Here is a 20,575-nt window from a genome sequence, read left to right on the forward strand (position 1 = left end):
CGCATCAGCTGTCCAGCAGGAAGCCCAGCGGTCCGCGGAGGTCGGCAGGCTCGCGGTAGTGCAGGCCGGTCATCCCGAGCGCGGTCGCCGCTTCGATGTTCTCCAGCCGGTCGTCCACGAAGAGGCACCGGTTCATGGCGACCCCCGCCCGTTCGGCCGCGATCTCGTAGATCTTCCGGTCCGGCTTGGCCACCCCCACCCGGGCGCTGCTGACGACGTGGTGAGCGAGATCCGTCAGCCCCAACGCCGCCAGATCGTCCTCCCATTCCACGGTCGCGTTGGTCACCAGCACCAAGGGCAGGTGCGCCCGCACTTCACGAAGTATGGCCACCACCGCGTCGTCGGCGCGGAACGGCGCCTCGGCGAACGCCGTGGCCAATGCGCGCGCCCGGTCCGCCGGCACCTGGCCGGCGAGGCCGAGCGCGATGGACTCCACCCACTGCTGCTTGGTGATCGCGCCGAGCAGCAGCGGCAGATCCGTCTCCGGCGCGAAGGCCACCCTTGCAATCGTGCCCTCCGTCAGCCCCGCAGCACGCTCCAGGCGTGCCGGCTCCGTCATGTCGTAGAAGCGGATCACGTTGTCGAGGTCGCACAGCACCGCGTCGAAGGGCCTGCCGGCCGTCTGGGAAGTCGTCACGGCCCTTGGGTAACACACCGGGGCACGCCGTGGGCGGCCGAAGAGCTCCGGCCGCGGATGCCCTGCCGGTGACTGTCCCACCCCGCGCCACCCTGCCCATGTCACGTGCCCCTACCCATTTCTGACCTTCCGTCAGAATGTAACGTGTTCTAGTGTGCTGTGTATGGGCATAGGAATCACAGCAGAACACCGTGACCTGGCCGAGGCGGCTGGGGGCTGGGTCGCGCGGGCCGTGCCGCCCGAAGAGGTGCGCAAGCTGCTCGACACCGCGCATGGACCGCAGGGGCGGCCCGCTTACTGGGACCGGCTCGCCGCCCAGGGGCTGCTGGGGCTGCACCTCCCCGGGGCCGAGGGCGGCGGTGGCGGTGAACTGCTGGATCTCGCCGTCGTGCTGGAGGAAATGGGCCGCGCCGCGCTCCCCGGCCCCTACCTGCCCACCACCCTCGCCGCCGAGCTGCTGCACCGCGGCGGCGGCCACCGGCCCCTGGTACGGGCCCTGGCCGAGGGGGAGCGCATCGCCGCCGTCGCCCTGGGGCCCGGCTCCCTCACCGCCACGGCGCGCGCCGGCGGCTACGTCCTGGACGGCACCGCGCCCCCGGTCCTGGCCGGCGCCGATGCGGATCTGCTGGTGCTGGCCGCGCAGACCTCCACGGACACCGTCTGGCTCGCCGTCGACGCCAAGACCCTGTCCGTACGCGTTCAGGACAGCGCCGATCCGACCCGGCCGACCGCCGAGGTGAGCGCGGACGCCGTGCCGGTGCCCGGTGACCGGCTGGTGGCCGTCGACAGCGACCTCGTCCGCGACACCGCCGGGGTGCTGTTCGCCGCGGAGAGCTGCGGAACGGCCGCCTGGTCGCTGCACACCGCCGCGGAATACGCCAAGGTACGCGAGCAGTTCGGCCGTCCGATCGGCCAGTTCCAGGCGGTCAAACACCTCTGCGCCGATATGCTCGTCCGCTGCGAGCAGGCCCGCGCCCTGGTCTGGGACGCGGCCCGCGCGCTGCACGAGCCGCCCGCGGTCCGCGCGCTGGTCGCGGCGCTGGCCACCGCGACCGCCCTGGACGCCTCCTTCGGCTGTGCCAAGGACTGCATCCAGGTGCTCGGCGGCATCGGCTTCACCTGGGAACACGACGCCCATCTCCATCTGCGGCGGGCGACCGTGGCCCGCCAGCTGCTCGGCAGCGGCGACACCCACCGGCTGCGTGCCGCCCGCCACGGCGCCGACGGTGCCCGGCGCGCCCTGCACCTCGAACTCCCCGCCACGGCGCAGGAGTACCGGGCCGCGGCCCGCACCGTCATCGACGGCGTCCGCGGCCTCGACCCCGCGGCCGTACGGCGCGCACTCGCCCCCACCGGCTATGCCGCGCCGCACCTCCCCAGGCCTTACGGACTGGGCGCGGGCCCCGTACAGCAACTGGCGATCCAGCAGGAGTGCACCGCCGCCGGCGTCCGCATCAGCGATCTGGGCATCGCGACCTGGGTGGTCCCCTCGCTGATCGCCCATGGCACCCAGGAGCAGCAGGAGCGCTATCTGCTGCCGTCGCTGCGCGGCGACCTGCTGTGGTGCCAGCTGTTCTCCGAGCCCGAGGCCGGCTCGGACCTGGCCTCCCTGCGCACCCGCGCCGAACGGACGGACGACGGTGGCTGGCGGATCAACGGCCAGAAGGTGTGGACCTCGGCCGCCCAGGGGGCGAGCCACGGCATCCTGCTGGCCCGCACGAACCCGGAGGCTCCCAAGCGCAAGGGCCTGACCTTCTTCGTCGTCGACATGGCGACCCCCGGCATCGGCGTCCGCCCGCTGAAGGAGATCACCGGCGACGCCCTCTTCAACGAGGTCTACTTCGACGATGTGCTGCTGCCGGCCGACGCGGTGGTCGGCGAGGTCGACGACGGCTGGAAGGTGGCCCGTACCACCCTGGACAACGAACGCATCCACATGGCCGACCAGTTGACCTTCGGCACCGGCCTGGAGGCGCTGCTCGAACGCGCCGCGGGGCTGGACGCGGCGGTGCGGGCGAAGGTGGGCGCGCTGGCCGCCGAGGCGCACGCCCTGGGCTGCATCGGGCTGCGCACCACGCTCCAGCAGGTATCGGGCCTGGAGCCGGGGGCGGGCGCCAGTATCCGCAAGCTGGTCCAGACCCCGCACCAGCAGAAGGTCGCCGAGCTGGCGCTGGAACTGCTCGGGCCGGACGGCGCGGTGCGGGAAGGGGCCGGCGGACGGGCGCTGCACGGCTTCTTGATGTCGCGCTGTCTGACCATCGCCGGCGGCACCACCCAGGTGCAGCTGAACGTCGTCGCGGAACGGCTGCTCGGCCTGCCCAGGGACCCGGAGCCCCGCCCGCTGATCTGAGACTCCCCGTATCCGGCCGCTTCCAGGAGGACATCCATGGCTGGCAAGGCGTACGTCGTAGGCGTCGGGATGACGAAGTTCGAGAAGCCCGAGACCCGTGAGTGGCAGTACTGGGACATGGCGAAGGAAGCGGGCTCCAAGGCGCTCGCCGACGCCGGGATCGGCTACGAGGCGGTCGAGCAGCTACCGGTCGGCTTCTGCTACCAGGCCTCGACGGCAGGCCAGCGCGCCGCCTACGAACTGGGCCTGACCGGCATCCCGGTCTACAACGTCAACAACAACTGCGCGACCGCCTCGACCGCGTTGATGATGGCGCGCCAGTTCGTCGAGGCCGGGATCAATGACTGCGTCATGGCGCTGGGCTTCGAGAAGATGAAGCGGGGCGCTCTGGGCGGCGGCGCGGACGGCGGCGACTTCCAGACCTCGCCGGTGGCCCGCCACTACGGCGTGATGGCTGCCGCCCACGGCTTCGAGATGACCCCGCCCACCGCCCAGATCTTCGGCAACGCGGCCCGCGAACACATGGAGCGCCACGGCACCACCGCCGAACAGCTCGCCGCGGTCGGCGCCAAGAACCACCGGCATTCCGCCCACAATCCCCACGCCCAGTTCCAGGACGTCTACACCGTCGAGGACATCCTCGCCGCCCGGACCATTCACCGGCCGCTGACCAAGCTGCAGTGCTCTGCGACCTCCGACGGTGCGGCCGCGGCCGTGGTCGCCTCCGAGCGATTCGTCCGCGAACACGGCCTGGCCGACCGGGCGGTGGAGATCGTCGCGCAGGCCATGACGACCGACACCGAGGAAAGCTTCTCCTCCGGTTCCTGCATCGATGCCGTCGGCAAGCCCATGACACGGGCCGCGGCCCGGCAGGTCTTCGCGGCCTGTGGCCTGGGCATCGAGGACATCGACGTCATCGAGCTGCACGACTGCTTCTCCATCAATGAGCTGCTGACCTACGAGGCCCTGGGCATGTGCGCGGACGGGGAGTCGGGGAAGCTGGTCGCCGACGGCGCCACGACCTACGGCGGCCGCTGGGTGGTCAATCCGTCCGGCGGCCTGATCTCCAAGGGGCATCCGCTGGGCGCGACGGGCCTGGCGCAGACCGCCGAGCTGGTCTGGCAGCTCCGTGGCACGGCGGGCGAACGGCAGGTCCCCGGTGCCCGGGTGGGCCTGGCGCACAACATCGGGCTGGGCGGCGCCGCGGTGGTGACCTTGCTGCGCAGGTGATCAGGTGGCCTTTGCGACCGGGGGCGCGCGACCAGGGGCGCGCGATCGGGGCGAGGCGATCGGGGCGATGCGATCGGGGTGAGGCGGCTGGGGTGAGGCGACCGGGTCGATGTGATCGGGGTGAGGTAGCCAGGCCGGGTTGATGTGATCGGGGTGAGGTGGCCGGGTCGGTGTGATCGGGTCGGTGTGATCGCGTCTATGCGGTGACCAATCGACGCGGTAACCAAGCCCCTTGTATGGGTAGTTGGTCTGCTGGGGGCCTTCCCGTCCCGTAGGGGCCAGCCCCTACGGCCCCGCCCTGCGCCCTCCCACTTGGCCGCGCACTCCCCCCCCCCAGCCCTCCGTCCGGCGCCCTAGGACTCCAGTCAGGTGGTCCATGCACCGATATGCCGATGCGGGATCCAAGCGGCGAATGCGAGCATGGGCGGCATGCCGCCGATAGCCGCCCCCGCCACCATGCCCGAAACCACGCGCCGGACGGCCGCACCGGCGTGGCTGGTGATGTTGCTGGTGTGTGCGGGGCAGTTCCTGGTCGTCCTGGACGTCTCCGTCGTGAACGTCGCCCTGCCCGCCATGCGGACCGGCCTGGGCCTGAGCGAACTGGGTCTGCAGTGGATCGTCAACGCGTATGTGATCACCTTCGCCGGCTTCATGCTGCTCGGCGGACGGGCCGCCGATCTCTTCGGCCGTAAGCGGGTCTTCGTCCTCGGGCTGGCGCTGTTCACCGTCGCGAGCGTGGGCGGCGGACTGGCCCAGCAGCCCTGGCAGCTGATCGCTGCCCGGACGGTCCAGGGGGTCGGCGCCGCCGTGCTCTCACCGGCCACCCTCACGATCCTGACCACGTCGTTTCCGCCCGGTCCGGCCCGTAACCGGGCCATCGCCACCTGGACGGCGGTCGGTGCCGGCGGTGGCGCGGTCGGCGGTCTGGTCGGCGGGGTGCTCACCGAATACCTGTCATGGCGCTGGGTGTTGCTGATCAATGTCCCGGTCGGGGCGCTGGTGCTGACCGGCGCGGCGTGGTGGCTCACCGAGAGCCGGCAGGGCGCCGGGCGGCGGCTGGATGTGCCCGGCGCGGTGCTGGTGACCGCCGGGCTCGCGCTGGTGGCGTACGGGATCGTGCAGACCGAGACGGACGGCTGGACCTCGGCCTCCGCGTTGCTGCCGCTGGCCGCCGGGCTGGTCGTGATCGCGGTGTTCCTGGCCGTCGAGGCGCGCGCCAAGGCTCCGCTGATGCCGCTGGGGCTCTTCCGGGTGCGCTCGGTCTACTCGGCGAACGGGGCGATGGTGCTGGCCGGCGCCGCGATGTTCTCCATGTGGTACTTCCTGTCGCTGTATGTGCAGAACGTGCTGGGCTACCGGCCCCTGGAGGCCGGGCTCTCCTTCATCCCGCACTCGCTCTCCATCGTGCTGGGCTCCAAGGTCGGACCGCGGCTGATGAACCGGGTGGGAGCCAAGACCCTCGCCGTCACCGGTGCGGTGATCTCCGCGTCCGGTATGGCGTGGCAGGGGGCGATGGACGTCGACGGCAGCTATCTCGGCACGATTCTCGGGCCCGGCATCCTGATGGCTCTGGGGGCAGGGCTGACGGCGACGCCGATCGCGGCGATCGCCACGTCCGGCGCCGACCCCGCCGACCAGGGGCTGGTCTCCGGCCTGATCAACACCTCCCGTCAGATGGGCGGGGCGCTGGGCCTGTCGGTCCTGTCGACCATCGCCGCGTCCCGTATCGCGGCGGGCCACGGTGGTCCGAAGGCCCTGGCGGACGGGTACGGTCTGGCCTTCCGGGTCGGCTCCCTGATCCTGCTGTGCAGCATCGTGCTGATGGTCCTCGCGCTGCCCCGGCGACGCGAGGACGCCGCCCACGGCTGAGCTGCCCACAGCCGCGGTGTCCACGGCTGAGCAGCCCACGGCCGCGCCCTCCGTCCACTGCCGAACCGGTCACGGCCGGACCGGTCACCGCCGATCCGGCCACGGTTGAGCCGGCCGCGGTGCCCTCCGGCCCGGCCCTCCCGCCCGCTGCCTCCCCGCTACAACCAGCCGTTCCGCCGCGCCGCCCGCACCGCCTCCATACGGTTACGGGTGCCGGTCTTGCCGATGGCCGCGGAGAGGTAGTTGCGGACGGTGGCCTGGGAGAGGTGGAGTTTGCCGGCGATATCGGCGACCGTGGCGCCGTCCACGGCGGTGGTGAGGACGTCGCGTTCGCGCTGGGTCAGGGGGTTGGGGCCGGCGCTCAGCGCCGCCGCGGCGAGGCCGGGGTCGATGACCCGCTCGCCGGCGAGCACCTGGCGGATCGCCGCCGCCAGCTCCTCCACCGGGCCGTCCTTCACCAGGAAACCGGACGCCCCGGCCTCCATCGCGCGGCGCAGATAGCCGGGGCGGCCGAAGGTCGTCACGATCAGCACCTTGCAGGACGGCAGCTGTTCGCGCAGGTCGGCCGCGGCGTCCAGGCCGCTGCGGCCGGGGAGTTCGATGTCCAGGAGGGCGATGTCGGGGCGGGCGTCAAGGGCGGCGGCGACGATCTGGTCGCCCGCCGCGACCTGGGCCACGACCTGCATGTCCTCCTCCAGGTCGAGCAGCAGCGCCAGCGCGCCCCGCATCATCCCCTGGTCCTCCGCCAGCAGGACTTTGATCACCTGGTCAACTCCTCCACATCCGCCATATCACCCGTGCCGACCGGCAGTTCCGCCGTGACACGGAAGCCGCGGCGGCCGTCCGGGCCGCTGCGCAGGGTGCCGCCCGCCGCGGCCAGCCGCTCCGCCAGCCCCTTCAGCCCGGTGCCGCCCACCGCTCCCGAAGGGCCGGCCGGGGCCGTGCTGTCCGGCTCGCCGGAGCCCGGCGCGGCAGGCTCCGGGCGGCCCGTGCCGTCCGGTCCCTGCGCACCGCGCGTCATGCTCAAGTCGTCCCTCACCCCGTAGCCGCCCGGATCGCCGCCGCCCGGGTCGCTGCCGCCCGGGTCGCTGCCGCCCGGATCGCCGCCGCGCCCGGGGACGCGGTCGCGGAGCCAGGCCAGGCCGGGTGCCGGGGCAGCACCGGAGCTTACGGGACCGCGGCCGTCGTCCGTGAGCGTCAGCCGTACCCGCTCGTCGTCGGCGTGGACGTCGATCTCGCAGCGGGTGGCGCCGCTGTGCCGGACGGTGTTGGTGACGCCCTCGCGGACCACCCAGCCCAGCAGCGCACCGGCCTGCGGGGGCAGCGGCGGTCCCGCCTGCCGTACGACGGGTTCAATACCGGCCGCCTCCAGCACCGAACGGGCCCGGTCCAGCTCGGTGGTCAGACTGCCCTCGCGATAGCCGGTGACCGCCTCGCGGATCTCGGTCAGCGCCTGCCGGCCGACCGCCTCGATATCGGCGGCCTGGGCGAGCGCCGCATCCAGATTGCGCGGCGCCAGCCGGCGGACCGCCTCGGCCTTGACCACCACCACGGACAGGGTGTGCCCCAGCAGGTCGTGCAGATCGCGGGAGAAGCGCAGCCGCTCCTTCTCGACGGCGCTGCGGGCCAGCTCCTGGCGAGTGGCGTTCAGTTCCTGGATGGTGTCGAAGAGGCTGAGGACCGCGGCCGTCACCGTGCCGGACAGGAACGTGCCGTACCCGATGCCGAACGAGCCCCATGGGTCGGGGCCGTGCCGGCCGACCAGATACCCGGCCGTCCCGCTGAGCGTGATCAGCCAGAGGGCGAGCTTCTTGCCGCGCAGGGCGCGCACCGTGCCCGAGGCCAGCGACAGCAGCGGGAAGAACAGGAACCAGTTGCCGCCGAACCCGAGCGCGATGGCGAAGGTGACGGCGGTCAGCAGACCGAGGGCGTACAGCGGATAGCGGGAGTCCCGCAGCCGCGGGTTGAAGGCGGACCAGACGACGGTGATGTAGAGGGAATTGAAGGTGAGCAGCCCGAGACCGGCCAGCCAGGGGTTGCCCGTCTTGCCCTGGATGATGTTGGAAAAGGCGCCCAGGCCCATCAGCAGCCACGGCAGGAAGGCGTACTTGCCCGGCCCCCGGTCCGTCTTCCTGCCCGGCCGCTTCGGTTGGCACGTGGGGTCGCCGGCGCCCTCCGCGCCACCGGGCTCGCTGTCACCGGCGGCGCGCTGCTTGCTGTGCTGCACTGTCACTTCTCCGGTCTGCACCATCGTCGATCACACCGTTCGTGCGGCCCGACGGTACGCGTACACCGCGTATCCGCCGAAGAGTGCCAGCCAGGCGGCCAGCACCGCTACTGCGCCCAGGCCCGGAGCGGCGCCCTGGGTGACGCTCTGGCCGAGTTCGGCGAAGCGGTTGCCGGGGGTCCAGGTCGACAGCGAGCGCAGCCAGCCGGGGAACAGCTCGGCCGGGAACCACAGGCCCCCGATGATCGACAGCAGCAGCATGCAGCCCGTGTTGACCATGCCGGTGGACTGAGCGGAGAGGCGGTAGCCGTTACCGAGGCCGAGCAGGGTGAAGGGGGTGGCGCCGATCCACAGCAGCCCGGCCAGCGCTGCCCACTGCCAGACCGGCATCCGGACACCGTTGACCAGCGCGCCCACCAGCAGTACGGAGGCGATGGCCGGCAGTACCGTCACCGAGCCGGTCAGCCCACGGCCCACGACGACCCGTACCGGGCTCAGCGGGGTGATGCGCAGCTGCCGCAGCCAGCCCAGCTGTTTGTCCTCGGCGACGCCCGTGCCCGTGCCGATCGCCGCGCCCAGCGCACCGTACGCGGCCATACCGACCATCGACGCGGTCTTCCACTCCATACCGGCGCCGCCGGGGCCCGCACCGATGTTGGTCATCAGCACATACATCAGCACCGGCATCCCGATGCCGAAGATGACGAAGCCCCGGTCGCGCAGGGTGCGACGCACTTCGAGGCGGATGTAGTCGAGCATCACGCAAGCTCCTTCGCGGACCGGGTGGCGGGGGTGTGCGCCGGGGTGTGACCGGCGGCGTTGCCGGAGGTGAGAGTGAGGAAGGCGTCCTCCAGGCCGGTGGGGGTGACCTGCAGGGCGCGGACGAGCCCGAGTCCGGCGAGGGCCACGACGGTCGCGTCGGAGTCCGTCGTCCGCAGCAGTGCGCGGTCGCCGCGCACCTCCACGGCGCTCACGCCGGGCAGTGCGGCCAGCGGCTCGGTCGCGGCGCCCGCGAGGTCGAAGGAGACCAGCGTGCCGCCGGCCCGCCGCTTGATCGCCTCGCCGCTGCCGTCGGCGACCACCCGGCCGCCGTCCATCACCACGATCCGGTCGGCGTGCTCATCGGCCTCCTCCAGATAGTGGGTGGAGAACACGATGGTGTTGCCGCGGCGGGCGTACGCGCGCATCGAGCGCCAGAAGGCGCGGCGCGCCTCGACGTCCAGCGCCGCGGTCGGTTCGTCGAGCACCAGCAGCTCGGGGTTGCCGGCCAGCGCCACCGCGAAGCGGACCCGCTGGGCCTGCCCGCCGGACAGCCGGTCCACCCGCCGCCCGGCGAACTCGCTCAGGCCGGCCAGCTCCAGGGCCTCGGTGACCGCCATGGGGCGGGGGTAGGTGGCGGCGACGAACGTGATCAGTTCGCGGACCGTGACCCGCGGCAGGGGCTTGCCGTCCTGCAGCATGGCGCCCACCCTGCCCGCCCGTACCGCCGTCTCCGGGGTGCCGGCGAACAGCCGCACCGATCCCGTGCCGGGCGGCAGCAGCCCCAGCAGCATGGTGAGGGTCGTGGACTTGCCCGCACCGTTGCGCCCGAGCAGCGCCACCGTCTCGCCCACCGTGATCTCCAGGTCCAGCCCGTCCACGGCCCTGACCGCGCCATAACTCCGTGTCACCCCGGAGAACGCCACCGCCGCGGCGCCACCTTTCGTGCACGCAGTGCTGACCGGCTCTTTCGTGAGTGCCATGCCCACCCCCGCCTCTCGTTCGATGTCTATGACGTTACGGAGAGTCGCTGCGGGGCGTTAGAGGCGAATGTGTGTGATCCGCCCTGACAAATGTCACGGTGGGGAGCGGCGGGGGCCGGGTGCCAGGCACATAGGCGCAGGGGTTCCGAGGGGATCCGGCGGGACCCGAGAGGAGCAAGGCCCATCCGAGCCGATCTGACACAGCGTCAGGGGTCTTCCGGGTGCGGGACGGATCGGCTATACATGAGGGCCATCGGCTAGAACGCGTTCTAGAAGTGTGAAAGGTACGCCGACGGAGCGCGGCCGCGCCGACCAGGTACGACCCCGGCACGGTCGACGGTGCGGACGGCCGGGCCGGGGTCTTCGCAACGTGGTGAAGGAGCAAGCAGCCCCATGCCCATCGACGCCGCCAAGGCCACCTCCGCCGAGCCGCGGACCACCGAACTCGCCTGGGACCACAAGGACGTCCAGCTCTACCACCTCGGCATCGGGGCCGGCGCGGCCACCCCGGAGAAACCTCACCCCGCCACCGACCCGGACGAACTGCGCTACACCCTGGAGAGCACGCTGCACGTCCTGCCCGCCTTCGCCACCGTCGCGGGCGGGGGAATGGCCCTCGCCGGCGGGCTCTCCGCCCCGGGCATCGACGTCGACCTAGCCGCGGTCCTGCACGGCGGCCAGACCGTCACCGTGCACCGCGCCCTCCCCGTGAGCGGCCGCGCCACCCAGACCTCGTCCGTCCCCGCCGTGTACGACAAGGGCAAGGCCGCCGTCATCGTGCTGCGCTCCGAAGTCGCGGACGACGACGGGCCCTTGTGGATCTGCGACACCCAGATCTTCGTCCGCGGCGAGGGCGGCTTCGGCGGCGACCGCGGCCCCTCCGCCCGCCTCGACCTCCCCGACCGCGCCCCCGACCTGCGCACCGAACGCCACATCCGCCCGGACCAGGCGCTGCTCTACCGCCTCTCCGGCGACTGGAATCCGCTGCACGCCGACCCCGGGTTCGCCAAGCTAGCCGGGTTCGACCGGCCGATTCTGCACGGGCTGTGCACCTACGGGGTGACCCTCAAGGCCGTGGTCGACACGCTGCTCGGCGGCGACGTGGCCCGCGTGCGGTCGTACACGACCCGTTTTGCCGGGGTGGTCTTCCCGGGGGAGACATTGCGGATCGGCCTGTGGCAAGAGCCCGGCCGGATCCAGGTGTCGGTCACGGCCGCGGACCGCGACGACGCGCCGGTACTGGCCGACACGGTGGTGGAGCACAGCTAGCGAGACGCCCGGCAGGGAGACACCCGGCAGCGAGACGCCCGGCAGCGAGACGCCCAGCAGGGAGACGCCGGCAGCGAGACACCCAGTAGGGGAACACCCGGTAGGGAGACACCCGGTAACGAGTGCCGTCCGGGGCGCGCCGTCGCCCCGGACGGTCCGGGCGGGGGCGGGATTGCCGTACGTACGAGAGGAGTCGTGACATGCGCGCAGCCGTACAGCACGAGACAGGGCAGGACAAGCTCGAAGTCCTCGACGACGTCGAGGCGGTGGGGTTCGGCCCCGGCAAGGTCAGGATCCGGATCCGGGCGACCGGTCTGTGCCACTCCGACCTCTCGGCGATGAACGGGGTGCTGCCGCAGCCCGCCCCCTTCGTCCCCGGGCACGAGGGCGCGGGCGAGATCCTCGACGTCGGCGACGGCGTCACCGGGCTCTCCCAGGGTGACCGCGTCCTGATGTGCTGGCTGCCCGCCTGCGGCAGCTGTCCGTCCTGCAAGCGCGGCCAGACCCACCTGTGCCTGGCCGGGTTCATGAACGCCGGCACCCCCAACTTCCGGCGCGCCGGCGGCGACGTCTTCGGCTTCGCCGGCACCGGCACCTTCACCGAGGAGGTCGTGGTCGCCGCCAACTGCGCCGTCCCGATCCCGGACGACGTCCCCTACGAGATCGCCGCACTCATCGGCTGCGGCGTCACCACCGGACTCGGCGCGGCCCTCAACACGGCCAAGGTGGAGGCCGCTTCCTCGGTCGCGGTGATCGGCTGCGGCGGCGTCGGCATCTCCGTCATCCAGGGCGCGAAGGCCTGCGGCGCGGCCCAGATCATCGCCGTCGACCCGGTCCCCGCCCGCCGGGAGGCCGCGCTGCGCTTCGGCGCCACCGAAGCCGTCGCCCCGGAGGAGTTCGCCGACGCCAAGGCCCGGATCACCGCGGGGGAGGGCTTCGACTACGTCTTCGAGGTGGTCGGCAAGTCCGCCACCGCCCGCACCGCCTACGAGATGACCCGGCGCGGCGGCACCCTGTGTGTGGTCGGCGCGGGAGCCATGGACGACACCTTCCAGGTCAATATGTTCGAGCTGTTCTTCGACGAGAAGCGGATCCTGCCCTCCCTGTACGGCGGCGCGGATGTGCTGCGCTCCTACGAGCGGGCCATCGCCCTGTGGCGGGCCGGCCGGATCGACCTCGAAGGCCTGATCACCCATCGCGTCCGGCTCGCCGAGATCAACGACGCGCTCGACCAGATGCGCTCCGGGACCTCGCTCCGCACCTGCATCGAGATCTGACGCCCGCGGCGCTCACGCTTCCACGGGAGCGCGTCGCCGCGCCCCCTCACCCCGTATCCCCCTCACCGCGTATCCACCGCACCCCGTATTCACCGCACCCCACCGCGCTCCGAGAAGACTGGAGAGGACAGGAATGGCACAGCCACTGGAGGGCCTGACCGCGATCGTCACCGGTGCCGGGCGCGGCCTGGGCCGCGCCGAAGCCCTCGAACTCGCCCGCCTCGGCGCATCCGTCGTGGTCAACGACTACGGGCAGCCGGGCCGCGACGGTTCGGGCGAAGCCTCTGCGGCGCCCGCCGAGGACGTCGCCGCCGAGATCCGCGCGGCGGGCGGCCGGGCCGTCGCCCACCTCGGCGACGTCGCCGACCACGAGGACGCCCGCGCCCTGGTGCGGCTGGCGGTCGAGACCTATGGACGGCTCGACATCCTGGTCAACAACGCGGGCATCCTGCGCGACCGGATGGTGTTCTCGATGACCGAGGACGAGTGGGACTCGGTCATTCGCGTCCACCTCAAGGGCCACTTCAACACCACCCACTTCGCCGCCGCCCACTGGCGCGAGCGCGCCAAGGCGGCCGGCGGCCCGGTGCACGGCCGGATCATCAACACCTCCTCCGAGGCCTTCCTCGCGGGCTCGGCGGGCCAGCCCAACTACGCCGCGGCCAAGGGGGGAATCGTCGGCCTGACCACCTCCACGGCCCTGGCGCTGGGCAAATACGGCGTGACCACCAATGCGATCTGCCCGCGCGCCCGTACCCGTATGACGGAGGACGTCTTCGCCGGCTTTCCCGCACATCCGGGGGCCGCGGAGTCGGGGGAGGGCCGCGAGGGCGAGGGGGGCGGGCTCGATGTGCTCGCCCCCGAACACGTCGCACCGCTCGTCGGCTATCTCGCCTCGCCGGCCGCTGCCCGGGTCAACGGCCAGTTGCTGGTCGTGCACGGCGGCATGGTCGCCATCGCCGAACGTCCGCGGATCGCCGCCAAGTTCGACACCGGAAAGGACCTCTTCAGCTTCGAGGAGCTGGACGAACTGCTGACCCCGTACTACGCGCAGCGCCCGCCGGACGAGACCTTCGCGGCGGCCGAGGTGCTGGCCCTCAAACACGACTGAGCCGCCGCGCGGCGCACCGTGCACCACGGCCGTGGCCGCCGCCCGCGATGATGCGGTGCGGCGGCCACGGCCGTTCGTACGGTCGGCGGGCGGGGCGCGCCGGACCGGCCTTACGCGTCCTGCGGCTGCTTGTCCCGGCGGTGCCGGCCATGGGCGGCGGAGCCGGACTCCTCGGCGGCGGCCGGACCACGGTGCTTGCCGGAGCTTGCGGCCTCGGCGGCCTGGGCGGATGCCTCCTGGGGGCTCGCCTGGGTCGTGTCGGTTCGGGCTTCGGGCATGGGAAGAGTCACTCCGTCAGATTGCTTACAGCTGTACGCGTCGGGACCTCGCCCGACGACCGCCGAGGCTGACCCGAGCGGCACTGTCGGTGGCCGGTCAACCGGCTGCGTAGCCCCCGCCCGAAATTCTAACGGGGCCGGAAATCGCGCTCCACCGGGTTACCGGGCCGCCTGAGGTGCCTGTTGCAGGGGAACTGGCCTGCACATTCCAGGATGTGGGGGGAGACTCGGCGGTTCCGCGGGCACGGTCCGGGGTTGTGCAGATGCTGTGGAGCGGTTGTCGGTATCCGCTGCATCCGGGACAATCTCCCCGCCGCTCCCGGCAGCCGCCGAGGCCACGGCCCCGGAAGGCGCCCCTTGCAGCGCCTGCATCTCTTGCGCCTCCTGCGTCCCTGGCGCCTCCTGCGCCGGCTGTGCGTTCTGCACCGTCTGCACCTCCTGCACCTCCTGCACGGGCGGTTGCGGCCGCTCGGCCTGCACCAGCGGTTGCTTCTGCACCGGCTGCACCGGCGGTTGCTGCCGCACCGGCCGCACCGGCTGCACCGGCCGCCCCGCGTGCCCCGCTCGCTCCGGCGGCTCCATCGGCTGCCCCGGCTCCGCCACCCCCACCGACACGGAGACCCGCGCCACCCCGCACGGCTCCGCCCCCGTCGCGTACGGCAGCAGCAGTTCGCCGCCCGCCGTCCACAGTCCGGTCTCCGCCAGCCACCCCTCCGGTGCCGGGAAGTGCCGCAACTGCCGTTCCGCGGGCCGCCAGACCCCCAGCCACGTCCCGTTCGCCGCGGCCACCCGGAACGCCACCGCACAGCTCTCCGGTGCCAGCAGCTGTCCCGGCTGCGCCGCGAACGGTGTGAGGGCCGCCTGCGCGGGATGCAGGCACTCCGGGAAGCGCACCGGCAGACTGCTGCCCAGCACGCACCAGCCCAGCCGGTCGTGCCCCGGGGCGTCCGACCGCAGGAGCAGCAGTCCGCTGTCCGGATCGGCGAGCAGCAGCCGGTCGTTGCTCTCCTCGGTGATCCGCAGCAGCGGACCGGTCTCGCCGCCCCGCTCCAGATCGACCACCACGGTCTTCGTCCGGCCGTCCGTCTCCCGGTCCAGCGCCAGCAGCCGGCCGCCGCGGTCCAGCCAGACGCCCCCCGTACAGCGTCCCGGGATCCGGGCGACCCGCTCGGGTCCTTCGGTGCCGCCGTGCAGCAGCCACAGGGTGGTCCGGTGCTCCTCGGGGGCCAGGGCGTAGCCCCGTTTCCCGCTGGGGGCGGGCGGCAGCAGGGTCAGCTCGGGGGCCTGCACGGCGCCCAGCAGGAGTTCACCGGTGCCGCGGCCCGCCGGGTAGAGCAGGGAGACGGCGAAACGGCCGGCGACCCGGCGCAGGATCAGCACCCTTCCGTCCGCGAGCGGCAGCAGCGCACTGTCCGGTTCCTCGGGCTGGTTGCCCTGCAGCGGCACGGCGTACGGCTCGGGGCCGCTCAGCGTCCAGCGCTCCGGAAACCAGCTCCCGGCGGCGTCGTCGTGACGGGCCAGCCGGGCGGCGTACGAACCGTCGGCGGCGATCGTCAGCGCCGCACGACGGGCGTGGTCCCGCACATCCCGCACATCCCGCATGTCCCGCGCCCTGGCGTCCTCAGTGGCACAGATCGTCATCGCTAGGTCACCTCCAGTCGGCAACCGAAGCTAGTTTTCGTACGTCCGGCCGATCGCCGAGAGGTGCCACACTTCACGCATAAGTGTGGCGATTGTCCGGTTCGCCGGTTCCCGGCGGGAGGGGTGTGCTGCGGACATCCGGCACGGGCCGGTGCGGATTTCCGTCACGGCTGAAACGGATTTCCGGTACGGCCGGTGCGGTTTTCCCGCATGGGCCGGGCGGCGGAGGGGCAGGGGCGGGGGAGACGACCCGAGGGCCCCGCGCCATGTCACAGCTGGGAGGTAATCTTCCACCCGTGCCCGTACTGTCTGAAGTCCTCACCGCGCTCGACGCCCTCTGGCCCCCCGAGCGGGCCGAAGGGTGGGACGCCGTCGGCACGGTCTGCGGAGATCCCGGCGCCGAGGTCCGCCGGGTGCTGTTCGCCGTCGACCCGGTCCAGGAGATCGTCGACGAGGCGGTGCAGCTCGGCGCCGACCTCCTCGTCACCCACCACCCGCTCTATCTGCGCGGGACGACGACGGTCGCGGCCTCGACCTTCAAGGGCAAGGTCGTGCACACGCTCATCAAGCACGACATCGCCCTGCACGTCGCGCACACCAACGCCGACACCGCCGACCCCGGTGTCTCCGACGCCCTGGCCGGCGCGCTGGACCTGCGCATCCTCGGCCCGCTGGTGCCGGACCCGAGCGACCCGGCGGGCCGCCGGGGCCTGGGCCGGATCTGCGAGCTGCCGCATCCGATGAGGCTGGCCGAGCTCGCCGGGTACGCCGCCGAGCGGCTGCCCGCCACCGCGCAGGGCATCCGGGCGGCCGGCGACCCGGACCGCGAGATCCGGACCCTCGCCGTCTCCGGCGGCTCCGGCGACAGCCTCTTCGACGACGTACGGGCGGCCGGTGCGGACGCCTTCCTCACCGCCGACCTGCGCCACCACCCGGCCTCCGAGGCCACCCAGAAGAGCCCGCTGGCGCTGCTCGACGCCGCCCACTGGGCCACCGAATGGCCGTGGTGCGAGCAGGCCGCGGCCCAGCTCGACGCGGTCTCCGACCGGCACGGCTGGGGACTGCGCACGCATGTCTCCCGTACGGTCACCGACCCCTGGACCGCCCACGCGGCGTCCACCCCCTTCTTCGCCCCGACCCACACCACAGGAGCCCCACGCTGAACGCCGCGCCCGCCGACCAGATCCGCCTCCTCGACGTCCAGGCCCTGGACGTGAGGCTCACCCAGCTCGCCCACCGGCGCAACAACCTCCCCGAGCTGGCCGAGCTGCAGACCCTGGAGGCCGACCTCATCCAGCAGCGCGACCTGCTCGTCGCCGCGCAGACCGAGGAGAGCGACACCAGCCGCGAGCAGACCAAGGCCGAGCAGGACGTGGACCAGGTGCGCCAGCGCGCCGCCCGCGACCAGAAGCGCCTGGACTCCGGTGCCGTCACCTCCCCCAAGGACCTGGAGAACCTCCAGCGCGAACTGACCTCGCTGGCCAAGCGCCAAGGTGACCTGGAGGACGTCGTCCTGGAGGTCATGGAGCGCCGCGAGAGCGCCCAGGAGCGGGTGACCGAGCTGACCGGCCGGGTCGACGCCATCCAGGCCAAGGTCGACGACGCCGCCGCCCGCCGGGACGCCGCCTTCGCCGAGATCGACACCGAGCGCGGCACGGTCTCCAAGGAGCGCGAGCTGACCGTCGCCGACATCCCGGCCGACCTGCTGAAGCTCTACGACAAGATCCGCACGAAGGAGGGCGGCGTCGGTGCGGCCCGCCTCTACCAGCGCCGCTGCGAGGGCTGCCGCCTGGAGCTGAACATCACCGAGGTCAACGACGTCCGTGCGGCCGCCGCCGATACGGTGCTGCGCTGCGAGAACTGCACCCGCATCCTGGTCCGTACGCCCGACTCGGGTCTGTAGGCCGTGTCGCGCGCGCTGATCGTCGAGGCGGACGGCGGGTCCCGGGGCAACCCGGGGCCGGCCGGCTACGGCGCGGTCGTCCTCGACCCGGAGTCGGGCGAGGCGCTGGCCGAGGCCGCCGAGTTCATCGGCACCGCCACCAACAACGTCGCCGAGTACAAGGGCCTGGTGGCCGGTCTGCGGGCGGCGTATGCGCTCGATCCGCAGGCCCGTATCCAGGTGCGGATGGACTCCAAGCTCGTCGTCGAGCAGATGTCCGGGCGCTGGAAGATCAAGCACCCGGACATGAAGCCGCTGGCCGCCGAGGCCGGTGCGGTCTTCCCGCCCGGCCAGGTCACCTACGAGTGGATCCCCCGCGCGCAGAACAAGCACGCGGACCGGCTCGCCAACGAGGCGATGGACGCCGGGAAGGCCGGCCGGCAGTGGGAGCCGGGCAACTCCACGGCGGCGCTCGCCACCGCGGCCGCGCCCGCCCGCAGCGCCGCCGCCCGGGCCGCCGACGAGGCGGTGGCGACGGCGGAGGAGGCAGCGTCCCCCGCGGCCCCGGCGGTCGGCTGGGGCTCTCCCGACCTCGGTCCGCCCGCGACCTTCGTCCTGCTGCGGCACGGCGAGACCCCGCTGACGCCCGAGAAGCGGTTCTCCGGCAGCGGCGGCACCGACCCCGCGCTCTCCGACGCCGGGCGCCGCCAGGCCGAGGCGACCGCCGCCGCGCTCGCCGCCCGGGGCACGATCCAGGCCGTCGTCAGCTCACCGCTGCGGCGCTGCCGGGAGACCGCCGGCGCGGTCGCGGACCGGCTCGGCCTGGAGGTCCGGATCGAGGAGGGCCTGCGCGAGACCGACTTCGGGGCGTGGGAGGGGCTGACGTTCGCCGAGGTGCGCGAGCGCCACCCCGACGACCTCGACGCCTGGCTCGGCTCCGCCGAGGTGGCGCCCACCGGAGGCGGCGAGTCCTTCGCGACGGTCGCCCGCCGGGTCGCCGTCGCCCGCGACAAGCTCCTCGCGCGCTACGCGGGCAAGACCGTCCTCGTGGTCACCCATGTCACCCCCGTCAAGACGCTGGTCCGCCTCGCGCTGGGTGCCCCGCCGGAGTCGCTGTTCCGGATGGAGCTGTCCGCGGCCTCGCTCTCGGTCGTCGCGTACTACTCCGACGGCAACGCCTCGCTGCGGCTGCTGAACGACACCTCGCATCTGCGGTAGCGGCCGTGCCGCGACAGCGCGGCCTCGCCCCCCGTGGCCAGGGCGACCGGGCCCGGTACCTCGCAGGCCGAGGTGCCGGGCCCTTCGTGGACCCAGGCGCGGGGCCCGTCGTACGCGACGGCCTCAGGCCGCCAACGCCGAGGCCTCCCGGGCGAGTTGGTGCACCCGGTCCCAGTTCTTGGCGGCCAGCGCCTCGGCCGGCAGCATCCAGGTGCCGCCGACGCAGCCGACGTTCGGCAGCGCCAGATAGGACGGCGCCGACGCCAGGCCGATGCCTCCGGTCGGACAGAAGCGGGCCTGCGGCAGCGGCCCGGCCAGCGCCCCGAGATAGGCGGTGCCGCCGGCCGCCTCGGCCGGGAAGAACTTCATCTCGGTGACGCCCTCGGCCAGCAGCGTCACCACCTCCGAGGCCGTGGAGACCCCCGGCAGGAACGGCACCCCGGAGTCCCGCATCGCGCCCAGCAGCCGCGGTGACCAGCCGGGGCTGACCAGGAAGCGGGCGCCGGCCGTCAGGGCCATCTCGACCTGGCCGGGAGTGAGCAGGGTGCCCGCGCCGATCACCGCCTCCGGGACCTCGTCGGCAACGGCCCGGATCGCGTCCAGCGCGGCGGGCGTCCGCAGGGTCACCTCGATCGCGGGCAGTCCGCCGCCGACCAGCGCCCTTGCGAGCGGTACGGCATCGGCCGCGTCGTCCAGTACGACGACCGGGATGACGGGGGCGAGCCCGAGGACCGAGGAGGGGGGCGCGGGGGAGGGGGAGGAGGGGGCGCGAGTCACGCCGCCCATGGTGCGCCCGGCACCCACTCTCCGCAACGAGCGTTGCACATGCTGCAACGGTGGCCGCCCGGTGGACTGTTGTGCAACCCAGCCGCTGGGCGGTCGTGCAACCCAGCCGCTGGGCGGCCCCGCAGCCCGTCCGCCCCGCCCAGCCCCCCGGCGGCGCCGCCCGCCCGGCGACCCCGCCCTACAGCTCCGTCACGATCACATCGACGGCCCAAGCCTTGCCGCCCTTCGCCGGCGGCTCCGCCTCCACCGCGTATCCCAGTTCCCGCAGCGCCTCCACCAGCTCCGCCGGACCCGCCGGCGCCAGGTCCGCCGACAGCAGATCCCGCACCAACCGTCCCTTGGTCGCCTTGTTGAAGTGGCTGACCACGGTCCGCTTCTCCACACCGGCCACGGTCTTCGACTGCAGCACCCGCACCGTCGCGGTCCGCCCGGCCACCTCGCCCTTGGGCTTCCAGGCCGTCGCATACGCCGCCGAGCGCAGATCGAGGACCAGTCCGTCCCCGGCGGCCTCGGGCATCACCTCGGCCATCGGCGCCCGCCAGTACGCGCCCAGCGCGCCGAGCCCCGGCAGCTTCACGCCCATCGAGCAGCGGTAGGACGGAATCCGGTCGCCGATCCGTACGGCGCCCCACAGCCCCGAGAACACCAGCAGGGACCGCTCGGCCCGCTTCCGGGCCGCCGCGTCCAGGGACGCCAGGCCGAGCGCGTCATAGAGCACCCCGGTGTAGATCTCCCCGGCCGGCCGCGTCCCTGCCGTCCGCAGGCCCGCGTTCTTGGCGATCTCGCCCTTGAGACCGTCGCTGAGCCCCAGTACCTCCTGGGCCTTGGCCTCGTCCGCCGCGCACAGCCCGACCAGCTCCTCCAGCACCGCCTCGCGCGCGTCGGTCAGCGCGGGCAGCGACAGCGCACCGGCATCCAGCGGCGCCCCGGCCGCTCCCGCGGCCTTCCCTTCGGACGGCGGCAACAGCACGAGCACGGTGGTTCTCCCTCACGGCGGTACGGGTGGTACAGGCGGTACGGCGGGGTGCGGCCCCGGCACAGGGTATGGCCTGCGGCGG

Annotated in this window: 18 protein-coding genes; 9 read left to right on the forward strand and 9 right to left on the reverse strand. The window is 73.0% G+C overall.

What is annotated here, in order from left to right:
* Positions 1-4: 4 nt before the first annotated feature.
* Positions 5-637 (reverse strand): HAD family hydrolase, encoded by a 633-nt coding sequence (locus tag D9V36_RS31000; protein WP_129296666.1) that lies wholly within the window; start codon positions 635-637, stop codon positions 5-7.
* A gap of 163 nt (positions 638-800) precedes the next feature.
* Here D9V36_RS31000 and D9V36_RS31005 point away from each other — a divergent pair, with 163 nt between their 5' ends.
* From D9V36_RS31005 to D9V36_RS31015, 3 genes are all read left to right on the forward strand, one after another.
* Complete coding sequence (locus tag D9V36_RS31005) at positions 801-2,987, forward strand: acyl-CoA dehydrogenase (RefSeq protein ID WP_129296667.1); 2,187 nt, start codon at positions 801-803, stop codon at positions 2,985-2,987.
* 36 nt (positions 2,988-3,023) lie between these two features.
* A complete protein-coding gene (locus tag D9V36_RS31010; protein WP_129296668.1) occupies positions 3,024-4,217 on the forward strand; it encodes a lipid-transfer protein in 1,194 nt (397 codons plus the stop codon).
* Between the two features lie 420 nt (positions 4,218-4,637).
* The gene (locus D9V36_RS31015) at positions 4,638-6,086 is read left to right on the forward strand and encodes an MFS transporter (RefSeq protein ID WP_129296669.1); all 1,449 of its coding nucleotides are present in this window, start codon (positions 4,638-4,640) and stop codon (positions 6,084-6,086) included.
* Positions 6,087-6,244: 158 nt separating this feature from the next.
* Here D9V36_RS31015 and D9V36_RS31020 read toward each other — a convergent pair whose 3' ends face one another.
* Genes D9V36_RS31020 through D9V36_RS31035 form a run of 4 tightly spaced genes read right to left on the reverse strand, consistent with a single transcriptional unit; the run spans position 6,245 to position 10,055 of the window.
* The gene (locus D9V36_RS31020; protein ID WP_129296670.1) at positions 6,245-6,850 is read right to left on the reverse strand and encodes a response regulator transcription factor; all 606 of its coding nucleotides are present in this window, start codon (positions 6,848-6,850) and stop codon (positions 6,245-6,247) included.
* Positions 6,847-8,337: a histidine kinase gene (locus D9V36_RS31025; RefSeq protein ID WP_129296671.1), complete on the reverse strand. Its 1,491-nt coding sequence runs from the start codon at positions 8,335-8,337 to the stop codon at positions 6,847-6,849. The genes D9V36_RS31020 and D9V36_RS31025 overlap by 4 nt, the downstream gene beginning before the upstream one ends.
* Before the next feature lie 6 nt (positions 8,338-8,343).
* The gene (locus D9V36_RS31030) at positions 8,344-9,072 is read right to left on the reverse strand and encodes an ABC transporter permease (protein WP_129296672.1); all 729 of its coding nucleotides are present in this window, start codon (positions 9,070-9,072) and stop codon (positions 8,344-8,346) included.
* Positions 9,072-10,055, reverse strand: a complete 984-nt coding sequence (locus D9V36_RS31035) for an ABC transporter ATP-binding protein (protein WP_241721116.1) — start codon at positions 10,053-10,055, stop codon at positions 9,072-9,074. The genes D9V36_RS31030 and D9V36_RS31035 overlap by 1 nt, the downstream gene beginning before the upstream one ends.
* Before the next feature lie 393 nt (positions 10,056-10,448).
* Between D9V36_RS31035 and D9V36_RS31040 the strand changes: the two genes are divergently transcribed.
* The 3 genes from D9V36_RS31040 (at position 10,449) to D9V36_RS31050 (ending at position 13,712) form a co-directional block, all read left to right on the forward strand.
* Positions 10,449-11,324, forward strand: a complete 876-nt coding sequence (locus D9V36_RS31040; protein ID WP_129296673.1) for a MaoC/PaaZ C-terminal domain-containing protein — start codon at positions 10,449-10,451, stop codon at positions 11,322-11,324.
* 200 nt (positions 11,325-11,524) lie between these two features.
* Positions 11,525-12,601 (forward strand): Zn-dependent alcohol dehydrogenase, encoded by a 1,077-nt coding sequence (locus D9V36_RS31045; protein ID WP_129296674.1) that lies wholly within the window; start codon positions 11,525-11,527, stop codon positions 12,599-12,601.
* A gap of 133 nt (positions 12,602-12,734) precedes the next feature.
* Positions 12,735-13,712: a 3-oxoacyl-ACP reductase gene (locus tag D9V36_RS31050; RefSeq protein WP_129296675.1), complete on the forward strand. Its 978-nt coding sequence runs from the start codon at positions 12,735-12,737 to the stop codon at positions 13,710-13,712.
* 110 nt (positions 13,713-13,822) lie between these two features.
* Here the strand turns inward: D9V36_RS31050 and D9V36_RS41180 are convergent, their stop codons facing one another.
* Together D9V36_RS41180 and D9V36_RS31055 are read right to left on the reverse strand one after the other, a co-directional pair.
* Positions 13,823-13,990 carry a hypothetical protein gene (locus tag D9V36_RS41180; protein WP_164993068.1) on the reverse strand — a complete coding sequence of 56 codons (168 nt, stop codon included), beginning with the start codon at positions 13,988-13,990 and terminating at the stop codon, positions 13,823-13,825.
* 159 nt (positions 13,991-14,149) lie between these two features.
* The gene (locus D9V36_RS31055) at positions 14,150-15,631 is read right to left on the reverse strand and encodes a hypothetical protein (protein WP_129296676.1); all 1,482 of its coding nucleotides are present in this window, start codon (positions 15,629-15,631) and stop codon (positions 14,150-14,152) included.
* Between the two features lie 296 nt (positions 15,632-15,927).
* Here D9V36_RS31055 and D9V36_RS31060 point away from each other — a divergent pair, with 296 nt between their 5' ends.
* Genes D9V36_RS31060 through D9V36_RS31070 form a run of 3 tightly spaced genes read left to right on the forward strand, consistent with a single transcriptional unit; the run spans position 15,928 to position 18,731 of the window.
* Positions 15,928-16,794, forward strand: a complete 867-nt coding sequence (locus D9V36_RS31060; RefSeq protein WP_206739753.1) for a Nif3-like dinuclear metal center hexameric protein — start codon at positions 15,928-15,930, stop codon at positions 16,792-16,794.
* Entirely contained in the window at positions 16,791-17,534 is a 744-nt protein-coding gene (locus tag D9V36_RS31065; RefSeq protein ID WP_206739861.1) for a zinc ribbon domain-containing protein, read from the forward strand. Before D9V36_RS31060 ends, D9V36_RS31065 begins: the two co-directional genes overlap by 4 nt.
* A 3-nt stretch (positions 17,535-17,537) precedes the next feature.
* Complete coding sequence (locus D9V36_RS31070) at positions 17,538-18,731, forward strand: bifunctional RNase H/acid phosphatase (protein WP_129296678.1); 1,194 nt, start codon at positions 17,538-17,540, stop codon at positions 18,729-18,731.
* A 123-nt stretch (positions 18,732-18,854) separates the two neighbouring features.
* Here the strand turns inward: D9V36_RS31070 and eda are convergent, their stop codons facing one another.
* Both eda and yaaA read right to left on the reverse strand, forming a co-directional pair.
* Complete coding sequence (gene eda / locus D9V36_RS31075) at positions 18,855-19,517, reverse strand: bifunctional 4-hydroxy-2-oxoglutarate aldolase/2-dehydro-3-deoxy-phosphogluconate aldolase (RefSeq protein ID WP_129296679.1); 663 nt, start codon at positions 19,515-19,517, stop codon at positions 18,855-18,857.
* Between the two features lie 178 nt (positions 19,518-19,695).
* Positions 19,696-20,493, reverse strand: a complete 798-nt coding sequence (gene yaaA, locus D9V36_RS31080) for a peroxide stress protein YaaA (RefSeq protein WP_129296680.1) — start codon at positions 20,491-20,493, stop codon at positions 19,696-19,698.
* Between the last annotated feature and the right edge of the window lie 82 nt (positions 20,494-20,575).

The organism is Streptomyces lydicus (genome assembly GCF_004125265.1).
GTDB classification, from domain to species: domain Bacteria; phylum Actinomycetota; class Actinomycetes; order Streptomycetales; family Streptomycetaceae; genus Streptomyces; species Streptomyces lydicus_C.